At 66.6% G+C, this 19,504-nt stretch carries 21 protein-coding genes; 9 read left to right on the forward strand and 12 right to left on the reverse strand.

The features are described 5' to 3' along the window. Window positions 1-118: 118 nt before the first annotated feature. The 6 genes from denD to EVC45_RS09205 all read right to left on the reverse strand — a co-directional run bounded on the left by denD (window position 119) and on the right by EVC45_RS09205 (window position 5,649). The gene (denD, locus tag EVC45_RS09180; RefSeq protein ID WP_129957674.1) at window positions 119-1,099 is read right to left on the reverse strand and encodes a D-erythronate dehydrogenase; all 981 of its coding nucleotides are present in this window, start codon (window positions 1,097-1,099) and stop codon (window positions 119-121) included. 33 nt (window positions 1,100-1,132) lie between these two features. After that, entirely contained in the window at window positions 1,133-1,933 is an 801-nt protein-coding gene (gene otnI / locus EVC45_RS09185; protein WP_129957675.1) for a 2-oxo-tetronate isomerase, read from the reverse strand. A gap of 61 nt (window positions 1,934-1,994) precedes the next feature. Continuing rightward, window positions 1,995-2,657 carry an aldolase gene (locus EVC45_RS09190; protein WP_129957676.1) on the reverse strand — a complete coding sequence of 221 codons (663 nt, stop codon included), beginning with the start codon at window positions 2,655-2,657 and terminating at the stop codon, window positions 1,995-1,997. Further along, window positions 2,654-3,967, reverse strand: a complete 1,314-nt coding sequence (otnK, locus tag EVC45_RS09195; RefSeq protein WP_129957677.1) for a 3-oxo-tetronate kinase — start codon at window positions 3,965-3,967, stop codon at window positions 2,654-2,656. The genes EVC45_RS09190 and otnK overlap by 4 nt, the downstream gene beginning before the upstream one ends. A 14-nt stretch (window positions 3,968-3,981) precedes the next feature. After that, entirely contained in the window at window positions 3,982-4,872 is an 891-nt protein-coding gene (gene ltnD / locus EVC45_RS09200; protein WP_129957678.1) for an L-threonate dehydrogenase, read from the reverse strand. 72 nt (window positions 4,873-4,944) lie between these two features. Continuing rightward, on the reverse strand, window positions 4,945-5,649 hold the full coding sequence (locus tag EVC45_RS09205) for a FadR/GntR family transcriptional regulator (protein WP_129957679.1): 705 nt from the start codon (window positions 5,647-5,649) through the stop codon (window positions 4,945-4,947). 262 nt (window positions 5,650-5,911) lie between these two features. Here EVC45_RS09205 and EVC45_RS09210 point away from each other — a divergent pair, with 262 nt between their 5' ends. Beyond that, complete coding sequence (locus EVC45_RS09210) at window positions 5,912-6,736, forward strand: IclR family transcriptional regulator (RefSeq protein ID WP_129957680.1); 825 nt, start codon at window positions 5,912-5,914, stop codon at window positions 6,734-6,736. A gap of 96 nt (window positions 6,737-6,832) precedes the next feature. On the opposite strand, the gene EVC45_RS09215 is transcribed toward EVC45_RS09210, so the two are convergent. After that, complete coding sequence (locus EVC45_RS09215; protein ID WP_129957681.1) at window positions 6,833-8,023, reverse strand: M20 aminoacylase family protein; 1,191 nt, start codon at window positions 8,021-8,023, stop codon at window positions 6,833-6,835. A 111-nt stretch (window positions 8,024-8,134) separates the two neighbouring features. Here EVC45_RS09215 and EVC45_RS09220 point away from each other — a divergent pair, with 111 nt between their 5' ends. After that, a complete protein-coding gene (locus EVC45_RS09220; RefSeq protein WP_129957682.1) occupies window positions 8,135-9,043 on the forward strand; it encodes a LysR family transcriptional regulator in 909 nt (302 codons plus the stop codon). Between the two features lie 31 nt (window positions 9,044-9,074). Here the strand turns inward: EVC45_RS09220 and phnN are convergent, their stop codons facing one another. From phnN to phnF, 3 genes are read right to left on the reverse strand one after another with little or no spacing between them, the layout of a single operon-like run. After that, on the reverse strand, window positions 9,075-9,626 hold the full coding sequence (gene phnN, locus EVC45_RS09225; RefSeq protein ID WP_129957683.1) for a phosphonate metabolism protein/1,5-bisphosphokinase (PRPP-forming) PhnN: 552 nt from the start codon (window positions 9,624-9,626) through the stop codon (window positions 9,075-9,077). After that, window positions 9,623-10,387 (reverse strand): DUF1045 domain-containing protein, encoded by a 765-nt coding sequence (locus tag EVC45_RS09230; protein WP_129957684.1) that lies wholly within the window; start codon window positions 10,385-10,387, stop codon window positions 9,623-9,625. Before EVC45_RS09230 ends, phnN begins: the two co-directional genes overlap by 4 nt. After that, complete coding sequence (phnF, locus tag EVC45_RS09235) at window positions 10,384-11,142, reverse strand: phosphonate metabolism transcriptional regulator PhnF (RefSeq protein WP_129957685.1); 759 nt, start codon at window positions 11,140-11,142, stop codon at window positions 10,384-10,386. Before phnF ends, EVC45_RS09230 begins: the two co-directional genes overlap by 4 nt. Before the next feature lie 180 nt (window positions 11,143-11,322). On the opposite strand from phnF, the gene phnG reads away from it, so the two are divergent. Genes phnG through EVC45_RS09270 form a run of 7 tightly spaced genes read left to right on the forward strand, consistent with a single transcriptional unit; the run spans window position 11,323 to window position 17,221 of the window. Then, the gene (gene phnG, locus EVC45_RS09240) at window positions 11,323-11,829 is read left to right on the forward strand and encodes a phosphonate C-P lyase system protein PhnG (RefSeq protein ID WP_129957686.1); all 507 of its coding nucleotides are present in this window, start codon (window positions 11,323-11,325) and stop codon (window positions 11,827-11,829) included. Then, window positions 11,829-12,440: a phosphonate C-P lyase system protein PhnH gene (phnH, locus tag EVC45_RS09245; protein ID WP_129957687.1), complete on the forward strand. Its 612-nt coding sequence runs from the start codon at window positions 11,829-11,831 to the stop codon at window positions 12,438-12,440. The genes phnG and phnH overlap by 1 nt, the downstream gene beginning before the upstream one ends. Beyond that, window positions 12,440-13,570: a carbon-phosphorus lyase complex subunit PhnI gene (locus EVC45_RS09250; protein WP_129957688.1), complete on the forward strand. Its 1,131-nt coding sequence runs from the start codon at window positions 12,440-12,442 to the stop codon at window positions 13,568-13,570. Before phnH ends, EVC45_RS09250 begins: the two co-directional genes overlap by 1 nt. Then, window positions 13,567-14,499: an alpha-D-ribose 1-methylphosphonate 5-phosphate C-P-lyase PhnJ gene (locus EVC45_RS09255; protein WP_129957689.1), complete on the forward strand. Its 933-nt coding sequence runs from the start codon at window positions 13,567-13,569 to the stop codon at window positions 14,497-14,499. Before EVC45_RS09250 ends, EVC45_RS09255 begins: the two co-directional genes overlap by 4 nt. After that, entirely contained in the window at window positions 14,496-15,266 is a 771-nt protein-coding gene (gene phnK / locus EVC45_RS09260; protein ID WP_129957690.1) for a phosphonate C-P lyase system protein PhnK, read from the forward strand. Before EVC45_RS09255 ends, phnK begins: the two co-directional genes overlap by 4 nt. 8 nt (window positions 15,267-15,274) lie before the next feature. Beyond that, a complete protein-coding gene (gene phnL, locus EVC45_RS09265) occupies window positions 15,275-16,051 on the forward strand; it encodes a phosphonate C-P lyase system protein PhnL (RefSeq protein WP_129957691.1) in 777 nt (258 codons plus the stop codon). Between the two features lie 36 nt (window positions 16,052-16,087). Further along, window positions 16,088-17,221 (forward strand): alpha-D-ribose 1-methylphosphonate 5-triphosphate diphosphatase, encoded by a 1,134-nt coding sequence (locus EVC45_RS09270; RefSeq protein ID WP_129957692.1) that lies wholly within the window; start codon window positions 16,088-16,090, stop codon window positions 17,219-17,221. 37 nt (window positions 17,222-17,258) lie between these two features. On the opposite strand, the gene EVC45_RS09275 is transcribed toward EVC45_RS09270, so the two are convergent. Together EVC45_RS09275 and EVC45_RS09280 are read right to left on the reverse strand one after the other, a co-directional pair. Further along, window positions 17,259-18,089, reverse strand: a complete 831-nt coding sequence (locus tag EVC45_RS09275; protein WP_129957693.1) for a GntR family transcriptional regulator — start codon at window positions 18,087-18,089, stop codon at window positions 17,259-17,261. Window positions 18,090-18,203: 114 nt separating this feature from the next. Then, a complete protein-coding gene (locus EVC45_RS09280; protein ID WP_129957694.1) occupies window positions 18,204-19,502 on the reverse strand; it encodes an MFS transporter in 1,299 nt (432 codons plus the stop codon). Window positions 19,503-19,504: the final 2 nt, after the last annotated feature.

A 19,504-nucleotide genomic window follows, 5' to 3' on the forward strand; every position in this document is an offset into this window, starting at 1 on the left:
AACACAAGGTCATATATCGAACAAAACAGCCACGATAATAGGCGTGGGCGCGAAAGTGTGTCAAGCACGGCCGCAGCCGTGCCAGGCGACACCAGGGAATACGCGGAGGGGATGATCTTCAGCGAACTTCGATTCCTTCATCGGCGATGTAGCCACGGATCACGTCCGCAAAACTGCGCTCGGCCGCGAGCCCGAGCCGTTCGGCGCGCGACGTATCCCACGCGCCGGGCCAGCTGCCGACGATCTTCTCGATGCGCTCGTCGGGCTGCCGCACGATGCGGCTCGCGACCACATCGCCCGCGACCTCGCGCAGTGCCGCGATCATTTCGTCGACGCTGACCGACAAGCCCGGCAGATTCACCGCGCGCTGCTTGCCGAGCGCGGCGCCATCGAGTTCGAGACCGGCGATCAGGCTGTCGATCGCCTTGCGCGGCGACAGCAGCCACAGCCGCGTCGAGCCGACGACCGGACACACGGCCTCCTCGCCATTGAGCGGCTCGCGGATGATCCCGCTCGCGAACGACGACGCCGCCGCATTCGGCCGCCCCGGCCGCACGCTGATGGTCGGCAATCGCAGCACGCGACCGTCGACGAAACCGCGCCGCGAATAGTCGTTGAGCAGCAACTCCGCGATCGCCTTCTGCGCGCCGTACGACGACTGCGGATTCAGTGCGGTGTCGTCCTGCACGACCGTGGGCAGATCACCACCGTAGACCGCCACTGAACTGGTGAACACGACGCGCGGCTGATGCCCGCGCTGGCGGCAAATCTCGAGCAGCAGCCGCGACGCATCGAGATTGATGCGCATGCCGAGATCGAAGTCCGCCTCGGCCTGGCCGCTGACGATCGCGGCGAGATGAAAGATCGCCGACGTTTGAGCGTCGATCACGCGTTCGAGCACGCTGCGCTCCGCAATATCGCCGACTTCGGTGCGCACGCGCGCATCGCCGAAATCGTGCGCGCGCACGACGTCGAGCAGCACCAGCCCGGTAATCGCTTGCGGCGCGCCGTGCGCATCTTTCAGCGCGCCACGCGCGAGCAGTTCGCGCGCGAGACGCTGACCGAGAAAACCGGCGCCGCCGGTGATCAGTACTTTCATGGTTACGTGTCCGTCAGTCGTGGTCGGAAAAAGTCAGCGCGTCGCATCGAGATAAGGCTTCAGCCAGCCAAGCCCCGCCGAGGTCCCCGCGCGCGGCCGGTATTCGCAGCCGATATAGCCGTCGTAGCCGAGCGCATCGATCAGATCGAACAGGTACGGATAGTTCAGCTCGCCGATGTCGGGCTCGTGCCGCTCCGGTACGCCCGCGACCTGGATGTGACCGATGCCTGCCATGTCGCGTTTGAGCTTCATCGCGAGATCGCCCTCGACGATCTGGCAGTGATAGCAATCGAACTGCACCTTCAGATTCGGCGCGCCGACTTCGGCGCAGATCGCTTGCGCGTCGTCCTGTCGATTGAGGAAATAGCCGGGCATGTCGCGCGTATTGATCGGCTCGATGACGACCGTGATCTGTTCCGCTTGCGCGGCTTGCGCGGCATAGGCAAGGTTCTTCAGATACACGTCGCGTTGTGTCTTGCGCTGCGTTTCGCCTGCCTGATCGCCGGCGAGCAACCCCGCCATCACATGCAGCTTGCGATTGCCGAGCACGCGCACGTACTCGAGCGCGGTGTCGATGCTGCGGCGGAACTCGTCCTCGCGGCCCGGCAACGACGCGAGCCCACGCTCGCCGCCGCTCCAGTCGCCGGGCGGCGCATTGAACAGCGCCTGCGTGAGACCGTGCGCGTCGAGCCGCGCCTTCAACTCGCCCGCGCGAAACTCGTAGGGGAACAGAAATTCGACCGCGTCGAAACCGTCGCGCGCGGCGGCGGCGAAACGGTCGAGGAACGCGTGCTCGTTGTACATCATCGACAGATTGGCGGCGAAGCGGGGCATGGCGGCAGCTCCTTCAGGACAGTGCGATACGGTGCGCGGCGTTGATCGGTCGGACGCGCCGCTACCAGCGCGCGCCGAACGCGGCACGGAGTTCTTCGAGCGCGGCGGCGTCGAGCGGCGCGGGCCGCGGATTCGTCATCAGCCACAGGCGCGCGGTCTCCTCGAGTTCTTCGAGCGCATACGACGCGTGCGCGACCGAGCGCTCCCACACCACCGGCCCCAGACGTTCGAGCAACACCGCGCGCACGCGATCGGCCAGCTCGGCGATCTGCGCGGCCACTTGCGGATCGCCCGGGCGTTGGTAGCGAATCAGCGGTACGTGGCCCACTTTCATCACGTAGTACGGCGTGATCGGCGGCAGCACGTCCGCTTCGCTCCACACGCCCGCGAGCGTCAAGGCGACCAGATGGGTCGAATGGGTATGGACGATGCCGCGCGCGTCGCCGTTGCGCGCATAGATACCGCGATGCAGCGCGAGCGTTTTCGACGGCTTGCCGCCCGACACCGCGTGGCCGTTTGCGTCGACCTTCGCGATGTCGGCGGGATCGAGGCGGCCGAGGCACGCGTCGGTCGGCGTGATCAGCCAGCCGTCGTCGAGCCGCGCGCTGATGTTGCCGGCGCTGCCGACCGTATAGCCGCGCTGGTACAGACTCGCGCCGACCGCGCAGATTTCCTCGCGCACGCGCGCTTCGGTGGATGTATGAAGTACCGGTGCGTTGCTCATTGCGCGGCTCCTTCGAGATGGCGCAGCGCCTTGTCGAAGAAGTCGGTCGTGCCGAAATTGCCGGACTTCAGCGCGAGCGCGAGCGGCTCCGCACCGGTCGTCGCCGTGGCCGGCACGCCCGGATCGATCTGCGCGCCGATGCGCAGCATGCGCACGTCGAGCGCCTGCACGACCGCGCCCGAGGTCTCGCCGCCCGCGACGACGAACTTGCGCACGCCGAGCTCGCGCAGGCCGCGCGCAATCGACGCCAACGTCTTTTCCACCAGATGCCCCGCCTCGTTGACGCCGAGTTCGCGCTGCACGGCCTGCACTTCATCGGGTGATGCGGTCGCATAGATCAGCACCGGCTCCGCGTGCACGAAGCGCTGCCGCGCGAACGCGAGCGCCTCGCCGACGACGTCCGCGCCGCGCGCCGCCGCGAGCGGATCGATGCGGAACGCGGGCCGTGTCGCGCACCATGCGGCGACCTGCGCGTTGGTCGCTTTCGACGCACTGCCCGCGAGCACCGCCGACAAACCTTCGACGCGCGGCAGTTGCGCGGCATGGGTCGTCTCGCCGAGCAGCCCCGCACGCCGGAAGTTGGCCGGCAAGCCGAGCGCGACGCCGGAGCCGCCCGTGATCAGCGCGAGGTCAGCACAGGCCGCGCCGAGCGTATGCAGATCGGCGTCGGACACCGCATCGGCAATCGCGATGCGCACGCCGTCGGCGCGCAGCGCGTCGAATGCGGCACGCACGGTCGCATCGCCTTGCGCGACCTGGTCGTAACGCACGAGCCCGACCTTCGATTGCGTTTGCCGCCGCAGCACCCGCACGAGGTTCGGGTCGCGCATCGGCGTCAGCGGATGGTTTTCCATGCCCGACTCGTTGAGCAGCGCATCGCCGACGAACAGATGGCCGCGAAAAATCGTGCGGCCGTTCTCGGGAAACGCGGGACATGCGATCGTGAACGACGCGCGCCCGGCGAATTCGGCGGATAGCGCGTTCAGCAACGCATCGGTCACCGGACCGATGTTGCCCGCATCGGTCGAATCGAAAGTCGAGCAGTACTTGAAGAAGAATTGCCGGCACCCTTGCGCGCGCAGCCAGGCGAGCGCGGCCAGCGATTGCGCGACCGCGTCGGCGGCGGGGATCGTGCGCGACTTCAGCGCGACGACGAGCGCGTCGGCATTGAGCGCTTCGTTGGAGGTTGGCACGCCGATCGTCTGCACCGTGCGCATGCCGCCGCGCACCAGCATGTTGGCGAGATCGGTGGCGCCGGTGAAATCATCGGCGATGCAGCCGAGCAGCGCGGGTTTCGTTTGAGCCGTCATCACCTGTCCCTCGCTTATTGCTTCGCCGGCAATTCGATGCCGGGAAAAATCTTCACGACGGCCGAGTCGTCTTCGCCACCGTGGCCCGCCGTCGACGCCATCATGAACATCTGATGCGCGGCCGCCGACAGCGGCAGCGGAAACTTCGTGCGGCGCGCGGTATCGAGCACGAGGCCCAGGTCTTTCACGAAGATGTCGACCGCCGACAGCGGCGTGTAATCGCCCGCGAGAATATGCGGCACACGGTTCTCGAACATCCACGAATTGCCCGCGCTGTGCGTGATCACGTCATACAGCGCGTCAGGGTTCACGCCTTCGCGCAAGCCGAGCGCCATGGCCTCGGCGGCCGCCGCGATATGCACGCCGGCCAGCAGCTGGTTGATGATCTTCACCTTCGAGCCCGCGCCATGCGCGGCGCCGAGCCGATACACGTTGCCGGCGATCGCGGCGAGCACGTCCTCGCACGCCGCGTACGCAGCCGCGGGACCGGACGTCATCATCGTCATTTCCCCCGACGCCGCGCGCGCCGCGCCGCCCGACACAGGCGCGTCGAGCATCTGCAGACCGGCCGCCTCGACACGCCTGCCGAGGTCGATCGCAAACTCCGGCGCGACTGTCGCACTCGCGATCACGACGCCGCCCGGCTTCATCGCCGCGACTGCGCCGTGCTCACCGAACAGCACGGCCTCGGTTTGCGCGGCATTCACGACCAGCGTGACCACAACCTCGCACTGCGCGCCAAGCTCCGCGGGCGTCGCGCAGCCGACGCCGCCTTCATCGACGAACGCCTGCAGCACGTCGCGCCGCAAGTCGCAAGCGTGGACCCTGAAGCCGGCGCGCAACAGCGAGCGCGCAACGCCGAGCCCCATGGCCCCCAAACCGATGACACCGACATTTCTCGACATGCGTGACCTCTATGGATTGGTGCTGCATTGGTGCGTTCGCGCGCGCCGGAATCGCCGCGCGCCTTCTGCGCGTCAGACGATGCCCGCCTCGGCAAGCCGCCGCGCCGCGTTGTACAGATGCGTCTGCGCGGCATTGCGCGCCGCCATCGGATCGCCGGCGCGAATCGCCGCGGCGATCGCCGCGTGCTCCTCGCGCACCTGCCGCGAGAAGTCCTCTCGCAGCGCCTCGTTGCGGCGTGTGACGAGCGTGCCCGCTTCGAGGTACTGATTGAGGAACATCAACGTCTTCAGGAAATACGGATTGCCGGTCGCCACCGCGATCGCGCGATGAAACGCGACGTCTTCGGCGACACCATCCTCGCCGTCCGCGACCGCCCGCTCGATGCGAGCAAGCGCGCTGTCGATCGCGGCCATGTCGGCATCGCTGCGGCGCATCGCGGCTTCCGACGCGACCTCCGCCTCGATCGCGCGGCGCAGCGCGAGGATCTGCACGACCGAGCCCGGCTCCACGGCTTCCGCGTAGTCGATCCGCAGCGGGCGGATCGCACCGTGCCCGGCAACGAACACGCCACTGCCCTGGCGCGGCTCGACCACGCCCTCGTTCTTCAGCCGCGACAACGCCTCGCGAATCACCGTGCGGCTCACGCCGAACTGTTGCGCGAGCACGGCCTCGGTCGGCAGCTTGGCGCCGCGCGCGAAGGTGCCTTTGTCGATCTGCTTCAGCAGTTGCTGCGCGACGGTGTCGCTCATCGCACGGGCGGGAATCTTGTCGAACATGGCGGCTCGGTTGAATCACCTGGATCGGTTGGATCGGTTCACATGAACTAGTCATGTTATCGGGTCATCATACAAATTTGCAGAGCGAATCGCATCCACGCAAACCCTGGTCTTTTTGCACCAATCGGCGTCATTTGGCGAAATAGAAGGCTTAAGCTATCGTCTCGCCTTTGCGCCGCAGCGCGAAACGCGGCGCTGCATCGAAACGAACGCGCGTCGCATGCCCTGCGCGCGCACTCTTCCAAAACCACGATCAAGGTCCATGAGCAAAGCCCTGCCGCCGTCTTCCGTCGCGCCCGCCAACGCCGAACCGGCCCCGGAGAAACCGGGCGACTCGTACGTGCAGTCGTTCGCGCGCGGCCTCGCGGTCATCCGTGCGTTCGACGCGACGCGCCCCGAACAGACGCTCACCGACGTCGCCGCGGCGACCGGCCTCACGCGCGCCGGCGCGCGCCGGATCCTGCTGACGCTGCAAACGCTGGGCTACGTGGAAGCTGAGGGACGCCTGTTTCGTCTGACGCCGAAGATTCTCGACCTCGGCTTCGCGTACCTGACCTCGATGCCGTTCTGGAATCTCGCCGAACCGGTGATGGAAGGCCTGTCGGCGCAGGTGCACGAAAGCTGCTCGGCGGCCGTGCTCGATCGCACCGAGATCGTCTACGTGCTGCGCGTGCCGACGCACAAGATCATGACGATCAACCTGTCGATCGGCAGCCGCCTGCCCGCGTACTGCACGTCGATGGGCCGCGTGCTGCTCGCCTCGCTCGACGAAGAGACGCTCGACGCGACGCTGAACTCGTCGCCGCTCTATGCGCACACGCCGCGCACCGTCACCGACAAGGAAGAGTTGAAGAAGCTGATCGAGCAGGTGCGTCGCCAGGGGTGGGCGATCGTCGATCAGGAACTCGAAGGCGGACTGATTTCGCTGTCCGCGCCAATTCGCAATCGCCAGGGCCGCGTGATCGCCGCGATGAACATCAGCGGCAACGCGCAGCGCAATTCAGCGAAGCAGATGGTGAAGGCGTTTCTGGAACCGCTGCAGCAAGCCGCGCAGACGGTCTCGGAGATGGTCGCGCGGCGCGGCTGACGCACGCCGCCACAGAGCCAGCCGGTTGCGTGGCTCGTGGTTATAAGCTGCCGGGCGCGCGCGTTTGCTGCGCGCTACGGCATTGGCTGTTGGCGCTCACCGCGCGAGATAGCGCTCCACCAGCCGTGCCCAGAACGCCGCGCCGATCGGCAGGCTGCGGTCGTTGAAGTCGTAGTGCGGGTTGTGCACCATGCAGCCGTCCTCGCCGACGCCGTTGCCGATGCGCAGGAACGTGCCCGGCCGCTTCTGCAGCATGAACGCGAAGTCCTCGCTGCCCATCAGGATGTCGGTCTGCTCGACCACCTTGTCGTCGCCGACCAGCTCGCGCGCGACCTGCACCGCGAAATCCGTTTCGGCATCCGTATTGATGACGACCGGATAGCCCTCGATGTACTCGACATTCGCCGTGCCGCCATAGCTCGCGGCCTGCGACTCGGCGAGTTCCGTAATGCGCTTCTTCAGCAACGCACGCACCTCGGGGCTGAACGAGCGCACGCTCAGTTCGAGTTTCGCGCTGCTTGAAATCACATTGTTCGCGGTGCCCGCGTGCATCGAGCCCACCGTCACCACGGCCGGCTGCGACGGATCGACGTTGCGCGCGACGATCGTCTGCAACGCCATCACGATGCTCGCGGCGACCACGACCGGATCGACGGTCAGATGCGGACGCGCCGCATGGCCGCCGACGCCTTCAATCGTGATGATCGCCTTGTCGCCCGCCGACATGAACGGTCCCTTGCGGAACAGCAGCACGCCCGGCTCCGCGCCCGGATGGTTGTGCAGGCCGAACACGGCGTCGCACGGGAAGCGCTCGAACAGGCCGTCGTTGATCATCTTCAGCGCGCCGCTGTCGATGCCGCTTTCCTCGGCCGGCTGGAAATACAGGTGCACGGTGCCCGAGAAATTGCGCGTGGCCGCGAGCCGTTGCGCGGCGCCGAGCAGGATCGTGGTGTGGCCGTCGTGGCCGCACGCGTGCATCTTGCCGTGCGTGCCGCTCGCGTACGGCAGGCCGGTCTGCTCGATGATCGGCAGCGCGTCCATGTCAGCGCGAATGCCGATGCTGCGCTTGCCGTCGCCCACTTTCAGCGTGCCGACCACGCCGGTCTTGCCGACCCCGCGCGTGACCTGCCAGCCCCACTGTTCGAGCCGCTCGGCGACGAGCGCCGCCGTGCCCACTTCCTCGTACGCGAGTTCGGGATGATGGTGAATGTGATGGCGAATCTCGCGCAGGCTCGCGGCGGCGGGTTCCAGATCGGACACTTCGGTCAAACGCGGGGTCTCGTTCATAGCTTGCAGGGCTCCAGTAGGTAGCTTCGCACTATAGCCACGCCGTTTTGTTCGAATAAGATGCTATTTTTTTCACCCTGATTAGTAAGTCTTATATACGGGGTTACCCTTATGAAACTGCAGCAGTTGCAGGCTTTCGTCGCCGCCGCGCATCACCGCAGTCTGCGCGCCGCCGCGCGCGAGCTCGGCGTCACGCAGCCGGCCGTCACGCATGCGATTCGCGAGCTGGAAAGCGCGCTCAACGCGGAGCTGATGGTGCGCAGCGTGCGCGGCATCGAGCTGACCGCGTGCGGGCTCGCGCTGCTGCCGCGCGCCGAGCAGTTGCTGGGCGACATGCGCCGCACCGTCGAGGCCGTCGAGCAGGTAAAAGGAGAACTGGCCGGCAGGGTCAGCGTCGGCACGATGCCATCGCTCGCGCTGACGGTGCTGCCGCAAGCGGTGTCGAGCTTTCGCGAGAAGATGCCGCTGGTGAGTCTGCACCTGGAGGAAGTGACGGTGCCCGATGCGCTCGCGCGCCTGCGCAACGGCACGCTCGATCTCGCGGCGATCCATCACGTTCTGGCATTGGATAGCGATCTGGTGCAGGTGCCGCTGTACTCGACGCAGTTCGTCGTCACGATGCGCGCCGGCCATCCGCTTGCGAACGTCACGCGTCTGTCCGAGCTGCTCGACGCCGAGTGGATCGTCACGGTCGGCGCCGATCACTTCCCGCACAGCGTGATGATGGCGATGTTCAGCGCGCACGGCCTGCCGTTGCCGAAGCGGCTGTTGCGCGCGCCGTCGTCGTTTGCGGTGACGCTCGGGCTCGTGTCGCAGACCGACGTGATCAGCTGCTTCACGCGGTCGCTTGCGCAGAAGGTCGCGCCGCTCGGCATTCGCGTCGCCCAGATCGAAGACGCGATGCCGAACTACGATATCAGCATCATCTCGCGACGCGATCTACTGCCGACGCCGGCCGTTGAGCAGTTCGTCGCATGCTTGCGGCAGGTCACGCGGGAGCGGATGGGGGCCGTGCAATAAGAGGCCGCGTGCGCTCGAGCGTGTGCTTGCGCTACGCGCTCACCTTCTCCTTGAGCACCGTGATCAACGCGTGCCCCGCTTCTTCGAGCGTGCCGGAGTTGTCGATCGTCGTGCAGCGCACGCCGGCCGGCAACGCGAACGGCGCGCGCCGCGCGAGCCGCGCCGCGACCTGCTCCGCCGATTCGCGCGCCCTTGCGCCGAGCCGCGCTTCGAGAATATGCGGCGCGGCGCTCACGTGCACCACTTCAGCGCGTGGATAGCGCGCGAGCGCATGTTGCAGGTACTGCCGCGAGCCGTTGACGACCACCGTACAGCCACGCGCGAGCCACGCATCGAGTTCGATGCCGATGCCATAACGCAGCGAATGGCTCGACCATTCGAGCGCGAACAGGCCAAGCACCGAGCGCGCGGCGAACTCCTCGACGCTCAGTGCGACATGCACCTCGCCATTGCCGCTCGGCCGCGTGATGTAACGATGCGCGAAAACGACCGGATCGCCCTCCATCCGCTTGCGCGCGAATTGCAGCAGCGAATCCTTGCCCGCGCCCGACGGCCCCATCACATAGATCAAACGCCCAGTCATTGGCTGCTCACCTCGTCTTGCTGCCGGTCCTTGCGATCGCCGGGTTGCGCGCCGTCGCTGAACGGCAGCGACTGCCACAGCACGAACGGCTCGCCCGGCGTCGGCTCGACGAACAGCGCGGCCTGATCGAGCGCGAGCGGCCCGAGCGCGGGCGTGCGCTCACGCCACCATGCGAGCAGAGTCGCGCGCTCGTCGGCATCGGCAAGCGAATTGGACAACGTCATATGGAAACGGAATTCGTCGAACACGTACGGATAGCCCCATTGCAGCAGCAACGCCCGTTGACGTTCGCTGAGCGGCGCGGCGAGCCGGCGCTCGAGCTCGGCCGCCGACGGTCGCGCGCGCAACCCGTCGAGCGCCTCCAGTGCGTTCGACGCGAGTTCGCGAATGCGCCTCTCGCCATCCGCATCGGCGGGACGCAACGCCACGAAGTCGCCCAGTGTGGCCGCTTCCATCGGCAGCGCGAACGACTGCTGCGCGAGCGCCCAGCTTCGCGCGGCCGCGAGCACGTCGTGCTGGGTGAGCCCGGTGCCAAGCCGGAACGGCGCAATCAGCGTGCCATGCCAGCCGTAGCGGCGCGGCGCGTCGGTCAATGCGGCGAGGGGTCGCCTCAGGCTCGGCGGCTGGGGCTGCGCGCAATGCTCGCCACTCTGCGCATCGCGGCCGAGCCACGTCGAGCCGGCCTGCCACCATGCCGATTCACACGACGGCGCGTAGTAGAGCGCGTAGCGCGCTTCGGCACTCCATGCGGGGTCGCTCACAGGTCGTGCTCCACGAGCAGTTGCACGCGGTCGGCGGCGAAATGCGTGAAGCCGTATTTGACCGGCGTGCCTTGCAGATCGACGTCGACGTTCTCGACCCACAGCACCGGCTGCTGACGGTTGATGTTCAGCCGCCGCGCGACTTCCGGCTCGGGCAGCACGCTGCCGATGCGGCTCCACTTGCGCAGATAGTCGTCCACGCCGAATTCGGCCAGCGCCCTGGTCGTGCCGCCGAGCCGTTGCACCACCTCCGGCAGCTCCGGAAAACGTGCGGCCGGATACCAGCTGCGCGCGAACGTGAGCGGCACCCCGTCGGACTCGTTCAGCGATTCGATCCGATAGACCGCCGCGCCCGCGCGCAGGCCCAAGGCCTTCGCGACGCTCGGCTCGGCCTTCACGCGCGCGGCCGACAGCATCTTGCCCGCGGGCGAGTGATGCTGCTGACGCAGGTTTTCGGTGAAGCGCGTACGGCGGCCGATCGAGTAGTCGATCGCGCCGGGCTGCACGAACGTGCCGCGCCCCTGCTCGACGCTGACGAGGCCGAGCGCGGCGAGACCGAGCATCGCGCGACGCACCGTGTGACGGTTGACGTCGAAGCGCTTCGCCAGCTCGCCCTCGCTCGGCAGCCGCCCTTCTTCGCCGAATCCGCTCGCCGCGATTTCGGCGGCAAGAATCTGTTCGATCTGTCTCCAGACCGCCACGCCCGCGCCGCGTTCCAGCATCGTGGCCGGCGCCGCGCTGTCGTTCGATGTCATGGTGCTGTCATTCCCTTCGGTTCAAATGATCGCCATGATGTGCATTGTAGTGCGCGAGCCGTGATGGAAATATGAAACGTCCGCTGCGCACGACAGTCCAGCCAACTATACTTGCAAACGTCTAGACGTTTAGATGAATAGATGCCCCGATGTCCACTCGCTGGATCGACAGGAAATCCGATGAGCCCGAGTACCGCTTCACCCCCTTCGTCTTTGCCGGCTGCGTCTTCAGCGGCGCGGCGCGCCTGGATGGCCGTGCTGGCCCGCACGCCGAGCGCCGATCTCGAAGCCGCGCTGCAGCGCGCGCTGCAAGGTCGCCCCGCCCCTGCCTACGACTGGCTGCGCGCTCCTGAAATCGGCCTCGCGATGGTGCGCGGGCGTATCGGCGGCAGCGGCGATCCGTTCAATCTCGGCGAAGCGACGGTCACGCGCGCCACGCTGCGCCTGCGTGCCAGCGGCGAGGCCGAGGCCACCGTCGGCGTCGCCTGCCATCTGGGACGCGACCGCCGTCGTGCCGAACTTGCCGCGCTTGCCGATGCGTTGTTGCAGATGCCCGAGCACCACGACAGCCTGCATCGTCAATTGATCGAGCCGTTCGCGACGCAACAGCGGGCCTCGCGCGCAAAACGGCAACAGGACGCCGCGGCGACGCGCGTCGAATTCTTCACGATGGTGCGAGGCGACTGATGGAACATTCACCGATTGCGTTGTCCACGCTGACGCCGGGTTTCGCGGACCCGGTCCACGACACCCAGGCCGTATTCCGCACGCTGCTCGACGCGTTGTCGCGGCCCGGCACGATCGGCGTGATTCGTGACGTGCTGCCTGAATTGCGCAACACGCCGGTCGAACCCGCTGCGTTCGCCGCGCTGCTGACGCTGTGCGACTACGCGACGCCGGTCTGGCTCGCGCATCCCGACACCGCGCTCGCGTCGGCGTTGCGTTTCCACACCGGCGCGCCGCTCGTCGATGCGCCCGGCGAGGCCGCGTTCGTGTATCTGCACGATGCCGATGCGTTGCCGCCGCTCGAAAGCTTCGCACCCGGCAGTGCCGAGTCGCCCGAACAATCGGCCACGCTGCTGATTCGCGTCGACGCGCTGACGGGCGGCGCACCGGTCACGCTGAGCGGCCCCGGCATTCTGGAAACCGAAACGATTTCGCCGGTAGGTCTTCCTGCGCGGTTCTGGCAGGAACGCGCGATGCTTGCGCCGCTGTTTCCGTGCGGCATCGACTGTTATCTGGTTTGCGGCCCGCGCGTGATCGGCCTGCCGCGCACAACTGAAGCGAAGGTGAACTGATGTACGTTGCCGTCAAAGGTGGAGAACGCGCGATCGAAGCGTCGTGGCGCCTGCTCGACAAGGCGCGCCGTGGCGATACGCAGATCGCCGAACTGAGCGTCGCGCAGATTCGCGAGCAGTTGCGGCTCGCGGTCGCGCGCGTGATGACCGAAGGTTCGGTCTACGACGAGGAGCTTGCCGCGCTCGCAATCAAGCAGGCAGCCGGCGATCTGGTCGAGGCGATTTTCCTGCTGCGCGCGTATCGCACCACGTTGCCGCGCTTCGGCTACACGCGCGCAATCGATGCCGAAACGATGCAGGTGGAGCGGCGCATTTCGGCGACCTTCAAGGACTTGCCCGGCGGCCAGTTGCTCGGCGCGACCTATGACTACACGCAGCGTCTGCTCGATTTCGCGTTGCTCGCTGAAGGTAACGACGCCCAGCAAAACATGACGGCGAACAGCGCGGCAGTTTCGCAACAAGCGCCAGAATCGATGCCGCGCGTCGTGTCCCTGCTCGACAAGGAAGGCCTGATCGAGCAGGAGCGACCGACGCCCGATGGCGCGCAACCCGGCGATCTGTCGCGCGAACCGCTCGCGTTTCCGGCGAGCCGAGCGACGCGTCTGCAGAACCTCGCTCGTGGCGACGAAGGCTTCCTGCTCGCGATGGGCTATGCGACGCAGCGCGGCTACGCGCATTCGCATCCGTTCGCGGGCGAGATCCGCTTCGGCACGATCGCGGTCGAAATGGATCTCGACGAACTCGGCGAAGCAGTCGACATCGGCGATATCGACATCACCGAATGCCAGATGATCAACCAGTTCGCCGGCAGCGGCGCGGTGCCGCCCACCTTCACGCAGGGCTACGGTCTCGCGTTCGGCCACTCGGAGCGCAAGGCGATGGCGATGTCGCTGGTCGATCGCGCATTGCGTGCCGAAGAACTCGGCGAGACGCTCGCGTCGCCGACGCAGGACATCGAGTTCATGCTGTCGCACAGCGACAACGTCGAGGCGTCGGGCTTCGTGCAACACCTGAAGCTGCCGCATTACGTCGACTTCCAGGCGGAGCTGGAACTGGTGCGGCGTTTGCGCGCGCAGCATCACCGCGACGATGAGACAAGCCACGCCACCGACAAGGAGCAAGCAGCATGAACGCGCCCGACACCGCGGTTGCAAACACCTCCAACGACAGCGCCGCGCACGGCTACAACTTCGCGTATCTCGACGAGCAGACCAAGCGCATGCTGCGCCGCGCGCTGCTGAAGGCAGTCGCCGTGCCGGGCTACCAGGTGCCGTTCGCGTCGCGCGAAATGCCGCTGCCGTACGGCTGGGGCACCGGCGGCCTCCAGGTGACGGCCGCGATTATCGGCAGGACGGACACGCTGAAGGTCATCGATCAGGGCTCCGACGAGACCACCAACGCCGTCAACATCCGCCGCTTCTTCGCACGCACCACCGGTGTCGCGACCACGCGGCACACGAGCGAAGCGACGATCGTCCAGACGCGCCACCGGATTCCCGAAACGCCGCTGACCGAGCGGCAGATCCTCGTCTATCAGGTGCCGATGCCCGAACCGCTGTACCGGCTCGAACCGCGCGTCGCCGAATGCAGGAAGCTGCACGCGCTCGCCGATTACGGGCTGATCAGCGTGAAGCTGTACGAGGACATCGTGCATCACGGCAGCATCGCGACCACGTACGACTATCCGGTGATCGTCAACCATCGCTATCTGAGCTCGCCGTCGCCGATCCCGAAGTTCGACAATCCGAAGATGCACATGAACGCCGCGCTGCAACTGTTCGGCGCGGGCCGCGAGCGCCGCATTCACGCGATTCCGCCTTATACGCATGTGCGCAGCCTCGACTTCGACGATCATCCGTTCGAAGTGCAGAAGTGGCAGCACGCGTGCGCGCTGTGCGGATCGAAGGAAAGCTTTCTCGACGAAATGATCGTCGACGATGCGGGCACCCGCATGTTCGTTTGCTCGGATAGCGACTACTGTCACGAGCGGCGCGGCGACGGCGAGATTGAACCGCAAGCACCGCTGCCCCACGCCACGCGCGCAGGAGAATCAGCATGACGCCGCTTCTGAGCGCACGCGCGCTCACCAAACAGTACGGCGGCCGCAATGGTTGCCGCAACGTGAGCTTCGATCTGTATCCGGGCGAGGTGCTATGCATCGTCGGCGAATCGGGCTCGGGCAAGACCACGCTGCTCAACACGCTGGCGCTGAAGACCGAGGCCGACAGCGGCTCGCTGCACTACACCGCGTCGCATGGCGATTCGCTCGATCTGCGCGCGCTGTCCGAGCCGCGCCGCCGTCTGCTGATGCGCACCGAGTGGGGCTTCGTGCAGCAGAATCCGCGCGACGGCCTGCGCAGCGGCGTATCGGCCGGCGCGAACATCGGCGAGCCGTTGATGGCGGTGGGCGCGCGCCACTACGGCGAGATTCGCCGTACGGCCACGCAATGGATGGAGCGCGTCGAACTCGACGCGACGCGCATCGACGAATTCCCCGCCGCGTTTTCGGGCGGCATGCAGCAGCGCTTGCAGATTGCGCGCAATCTCGTCACCGGTCCGCGTCTGGTGTTCATGGACGAACCGACCGCCGCTCTCGACGTGTCCGTGCAGGCGCGTCTGCTCGACCTGCTGCGCACGCTGACGTCGACGCTGCATCTGTCGGTGCTGATCGTCACGCACGACATCGGCGTTGCGCGTCTGCTCGCGCATCGGCTGATGGTGATGCAGGGGGGCGAAGTCGTCGAAGCCGGGCTGACCGATCAGGTGCTCGACGATCCGCAGCACCCTTATACGCAAACGCTGGTTTCCTCGGTTCTGCCGGTTTGAGGCTCACGATGCAATCCACTGAGATAGCAATTGACGCAGGTAGCGACGCACGCCACGGCGAGCGCGCTTTTGCCGACAACGCGGCGCTGATGCTGCGTGCCACCGGCATCGGCAAGACTTTCACGCTGCATGGCCAGGGCGGCGTGCGCATCGACGCACTCGCTGACGTGTCGCTCGAGGTCGAGCGCGGCGAATGCGTGGTGCTGGTCGGGCCGTCGGGCGCGGGCAAGAGCACGCTGCTGCGCTGTCTGTATGGCAACTATCTGGCGAGCACCGGCTCGATCGCGATTCGCGACACGAGCGACAACGGCCGACCCGTCACGATCACCGGTGCCGAACCACGCGACGTGCTGCGTCTGCGCCGTGGCGTGGTCGGCTATGTGAGCCAGTTCTTGCGCGTGATTCCGCGCGTGCCGACGCTTGCGCTCGTCGCCGAGCCGCTGCTGCTGCACGGCGTCGCCGAACATGAAGCGAGCGCACGCGCCGCTGAATTACTCGCGCGGCTGAACGTGCCGGAGCGGCTGTGGTCGCTCGCGCCGGCGACGTTCTCGGGCGGCGAGCAGCAGCGCGTGAACATCGCGCGCGGTTTGATTGCCGGGCATCCGCTGTTGCTGCTCGACGAACCGACCGCGTCGCTCGATGCGGAAAACCGCGACGTGGTGGCCGATCTGATCGTCGAGGCGCGCGAGCGCGGCGCGGCGATCGTTGGTATCTTTCACGACGAAGAGACCCGCAACAAGGTCGCGACGCGCCGCCTGGAACTGCGGCCGCCGCTGCGGCACTGAACTGAAACAAAGCCCGACTGACTACGGAGCAAGTCGATGTTGATCAGCAACGCTCGCGTCGTAACGCGAGACGAAGAATTCATTGGCACCGTGCGCGTCGAAGACGGCGTGATTCGCGACGTCGAACGCGGCGCGAGTTCGGCGCGCGACGCCGAAGACTGGGACGGCGATTATCTGCTCCCCGGTCTGATCGAACTGCATACGGACAACCTCGAAAAGCACCTCGTGCCGCGTCCCGGCGTCGAATGGAATACCGACGCGGCCTTCGTGATCCACGACGCGCAGGTCGCCGCCGCCGGCATCACGACGGTGTTCGACGCGCTCGCAATCGGCTCGCGTGTCAACGCCGGATTGCGCGGCCGCGCTCTGCAAACGCAATGCGCCGATTCGCTGCTGCGGCTATCCACGCGTCAACTGTTGCGTGCCGAGCACTTTCTGCATCTGCGCTGCGAGATCGCGACCGCCGACGTGCTCGAGGTATTCGATTCGCTGTGCGCGCATCCGCTGCTTCGGCTCGCGTCGGTGATGGACCATACGCCGGGCCAGCGCCAATGGCACGACCGCGAACAATGGCGCCGATTTCAGGAGCGCAACGGCAAGATGAGCGACGAGCGCGTCGAGAGCGCGCTCGCCGAGCTCGCGGTCGAACAGGAGCGATACGCGGACGAGCACCGCCGCGAGATCGTCGAGCGTTGCGGGCGGCTCGGCATTCCGGTCGCGAGCCACGACGACACGCTGATCGAGCACGTCGAACAGGCGAAGGCTGAAGGCATCGTGCTCGCCGAATTCCCGACCACGCGCATCGCCGCGCAAGCCGCGCGCGAGCACGGCATCGCGACGATCATGGGCGCGCCGAACATCGTGCGCGGCGGCTCGCATTCGGGCAATGTGTCGGCGCTCGAACTTGCTCGCGCGGATCTGCTCGACATCCTGTCGTCGGATTACGTGCCGTCGAGCCTGCTGACCGCGGTGTTCGATCTGGTCGAAAAAGCCGGCTGGTCGCTGCCGCGTGCGATGGCAACGGTCTCGGCCGAACCGGCGCGCACCGCCGATCTCACGGACCGCGGCGCGATCGAGCCGGGCCTTCGCGCGGACCTCGTGCGCGTGACGATGCTCGGCAAGCTGCCGGTGCCGCGCGCGACGTATCGCGGCGGGATGCGGATCGTTTGAGGGGACGGGTTGAGTGGGCGCTCGGCGCGCCTGCGTCTCAGGTCGACAACGGCACGCGCTCGGGCTCGTCGGCCTCGAACCAGGCGGGGTTGCGCTCGGCGATCGGGCCGAGCGACACGAGGATTTCGCGCAGGTGGTGACGCATCGCGTCTTCGGCGGCACTCGGATCGTGCGCGCGCAGTCCCGCCAGAATTTTCGCGTGCTGGCGGATCAGCAGATCGAGCGGCGATACATCGGGCAGGCTCAGATAGCGCACGCGGTCCATTTGCGCCTTGATGTCCTGGATCGTTTCCCAGGCGGCCGTGCAGTCGATCGTCTGCGCGATTGCGTAGTGGAACGCTTCGTCGAGCGCGAGAAACGCGGCCGTGTCGTTCGCTTTCGCCGCGAGTTTCTGCTCGCGCAGGTTGTCGGCGAGCGCCTGCAACTGGTCGTCGGTAATCGAAACCGCCGCCTTGCGCACCACCGCGGTTTCGATCGCCTCACGGATGAAGCGTCCTTCGCGCACCTGGCGCGGGGAAATCCGCTTCACGAAGGTGCCGCGCTGCGGCAGCACCTGCAACACGCCCGCCTCGACCAGCTTGATGAATGCTTCGCGCACCGGCTGACGCGACACCTGAAACATGTCCGACACTTCCTTCTCCGACAGCGGCGTGCCCGGCACCATCTGGCCGACGAAAATCGCCTCGCGCAACGCACGGAAAATCTGTTTGCCGATCGGCTCGTGAGAATCGAGGGAAAGATTTGCGGTCAGGTCGGGCAGCGCTGCACGCGTGCCACCCTGCGCGGCTGCGCGGCCACGCTTGCGTGGCGCGCCCGACACGGCGGCGGAAGAAGAAGGGGCGTCGGCGAGATGTGTGCTGGTGGGCATTGGCAAAGCAACGGATAGCGGCAAGTCGAAAGCGGAAAACTCAGTGGGCGATGTTCGCGGCAATTTACGTGTTATCAGCGACAGGCCGTAAAGCACCGCAAGCATCGCACCATACTACCATGCGCGCTCGACCGCCAAAGTGCTCGCGCGCGGCTCACGCACCCATACGAACGAACACACGGCGCCGAGCACCGCAATCGCGCCCGCCAGCACGAACGCGCTGCCGTACGCACCATGCGTCGCCTCGACGATGAAGCCCGTGACCGCCGGTCCGATCACGCCGGCCAGGTTCGCCAGCAGATGCACGAAGCCGCCCACGCCGCCGACGTGTTCACGCGGCACCGTGTCCTGGATCACGGCCCAATACACGGCGCCCGTCGCGTACAGGAAAAAGATCGACACCGACATCAGCGCAACCGCGCTCTCCATGCTGGAGACGCGCCCGGCCAGCGCCACGCAGACCGCGGCCGCGCCGAGGCAGGTGCCGAGCACGAGCTTACGCGACAACAGCGGCTTGCCGGTGATGCGCAGAATCAGGTCCGAAATGAAGCCGCCGGCCGCGAGACCAATGCTGCCGAGCAGCCACGGAATCACGGTCGCGATGCTCATGTCGTGCAGGCTCAGGTGATGCGCCTCGGTCAGATAGCTCGGGAACCACGACAGGAAAAAGAACAGTACGTAGTTGTATGAGAAGAACGCAAACGCGGTCGCGAGAATGATCGGCATGCGCAGGAAGTGGCCGAGTCCCGGCTTGCCATCCTCGCGCTCACCCGCATGCGCAAGCGCAGGCTCGCCCGCCTGGCCGGCGCGGATCAATTCGAGTTCGGCGGATGTGATGCGCTTCTGCTCGTGCGGATGCTCGGTCGTCGTCAGCGACCACAGCACGAGCCACGCGAGCCCGAATCCCATGATCGCGACGAATGCCCAGCGCCAGCCGAACTGCACGGCCATGAAGCCGACCACGGGCCCCGCCAGCGCGCCGCCCAGCGGCGTGCCCGAGCTGATCACGCCGATCGCGCTCGCCACTTCGCGGCGCGGAAACCAGTTGTTGACCATCTTGCTCGTCGATGAACTGAACGGCCCTTCGCCCATGCCGAACAGCACGCGCAGCACGATCAGCGAACCGATCCCGCTCGCGAGCGCGGTCGCGCCGCAGAACACCGACCACACGCCCATCGCCGTGCCGAACACGCGTTTCGCGCCGACCTTGTCGGACGCCAGACCGCCGACGAAATTGAACAGCGCATAACCGATGAAAAAACTGCTGAACACGACGCCCATCTGCGCGTGCGAAAAATTGAGGTCCTTCTGGATCAGCGGCGCGGCGATCGACAGCGCCGCGCGATCCAGATAGTTGATGACGCCCGCCAGAAACAGCAGTGCGACGACGAACCAGCGTTGACTCTTGAACATCG

Origin of the sequence: Paraburkholderia sp. UYCP14C (genome assembly GCF_004197395.1) — a bacterium.
Lineage (GTDB): Bacteria > Pseudomonadota > Gammaproteobacteria > Burkholderiales > Burkholderiaceae > Paraburkholderia.

What these genes read in the sequence shown, in the direction of transcription:
- denD (WP_129957674.1), bottom strand. Translation starts at nt 1,099, where the DNA reads ATGAAAGTACTGATCACCGGCGGCGCCGGTTTTCTCGGTCAGCGTCTC.
- otnI (WP_129957675.1), bottom strand. Translation starts at nt 1,933, where the DNA reads ATGCCCCGCTTCGCCGCCAATCTGTCGATGATGTACAACGAGCACGCG.
- EVC45_RS09190 (WP_129957676.1), bottom strand. Translation starts at nt 2,657, where the DNA reads ATGAGCAACGCACCGGTACTTCATACATCCACCGAAGCGCGCGTGCGC.
- otnK (WP_129957677.1), bottom strand. Translation starts at nt 3,967, where the DNA reads ATGACGGCTCAAACGAAACCCGCGCTGCTCGGCTGCATCGCCGATGAT.
- ltnD (WP_129957678.1), bottom strand. Translation starts at nt 4,872, where the DNA reads ATGTCGAGAAATGTCGGTGTCATCGGTTTGGGGGCCATGGGGCTCGGC.
- EVC45_RS09205 (WP_129957679.1), bottom strand. Translation starts at nt 5,649, where the DNA reads ATGTTCGACAAGATTCCCGCCCGTGCGATGAGCGACACCGTCGCGCAG.
- EVC45_RS09210 (WP_129957680.1), top strand. Translation starts at nt 5,912, where the DNA reads ATGAGCAAAGCCCTGCCGCCGTCTTCCGTCGCGCCCGCCAACGCCGAA.
- EVC45_RS09215 (WP_129957681.1), bottom strand. Translation starts at nt 8,023, where the DNA reads ATGAACGAGACCCCGCGTTTGACCGAAGTGTCCGATCTGGAACCCGCC.
- EVC45_RS09220 (WP_129957682.1), top strand. Translation starts at nt 8,135, where the DNA reads ATGAAACTGCAGCAGTTGCAGGCTTTCGTCGCCGCCGCGCATCACCGC.
- phnN (WP_129957683.1), bottom strand. Translation starts at nt 9,626, where the DNA reads ATGACTGGGCGTTTGATCTATGTGATGGGGCCGTCGGGCGCGGGCAAG.
- phnF (WP_129957685.1), bottom strand. Translation starts at nt 11,142, where the DNA reads ATGACATCGAACGACAGCGCGGCGCCGGCCACGATGCTGGAACGCGGC.
- phnG (WP_129957686.1), top strand. Translation starts at nt 11,323, where the DNA reads ATGAGCCCGAGTACCGCTTCACCCCCTTCGTCTTTGCCGGCTGCGTCT.
- phnH (WP_129957687.1), top strand. Translation starts at nt 11,829, where the DNA reads ATGGAACATTCACCGATTGCGTTGTCCACGCTGACGCCGGGTTTCGCG.
- EVC45_RS09250 (WP_129957688.1), top strand. Translation starts at nt 12,440, where the DNA reads ATGTACGTTGCCGTCAAAGGTGGAGAACGCGCGATCGAAGCGTCGTGG.
- EVC45_RS09255 (WP_129957689.1), top strand. Translation starts at nt 13,567, where the DNA reads ATGAACGCGCCCGACACCGCGGTTGCAAACACCTCCAACGACAGCGCC.
- phnK (WP_129957690.1), top strand. Translation starts at nt 14,496, where the DNA reads ATGACGCCGCTTCTGAGCGCACGCGCGCTCACCAAACAGTACGGCGGC.
- phnL (WP_129957691.1), top strand. Translation starts at nt 15,275, where the DNA reads ATGCAATCCACTGAGATAGCAATTGACGCAGGTAGCGACGCACGCCAC.
- EVC45_RS09270 (WP_129957692.1), top strand. Translation starts at nt 16,088, where the DNA reads ATGTTGATCAGCAACGCTCGCGTCGTAACGCGAGACGAAGAATTCATT.
- EVC45_RS09275 (WP_129957693.1), bottom strand. Translation starts at nt 18,089, where the DNA reads ATGCCCACCAGCACACATCTCGCCGACGCCCCTTCTTCTTCCGCCGCC.
- EVC45_RS09280 (WP_129957694.1), bottom strand. Translation starts at nt 19,502, where the DNA reads ATGTTCAAGAGTCAACGCTGGTTCGTCGTCGCACTGCTGTTTCTGGCG.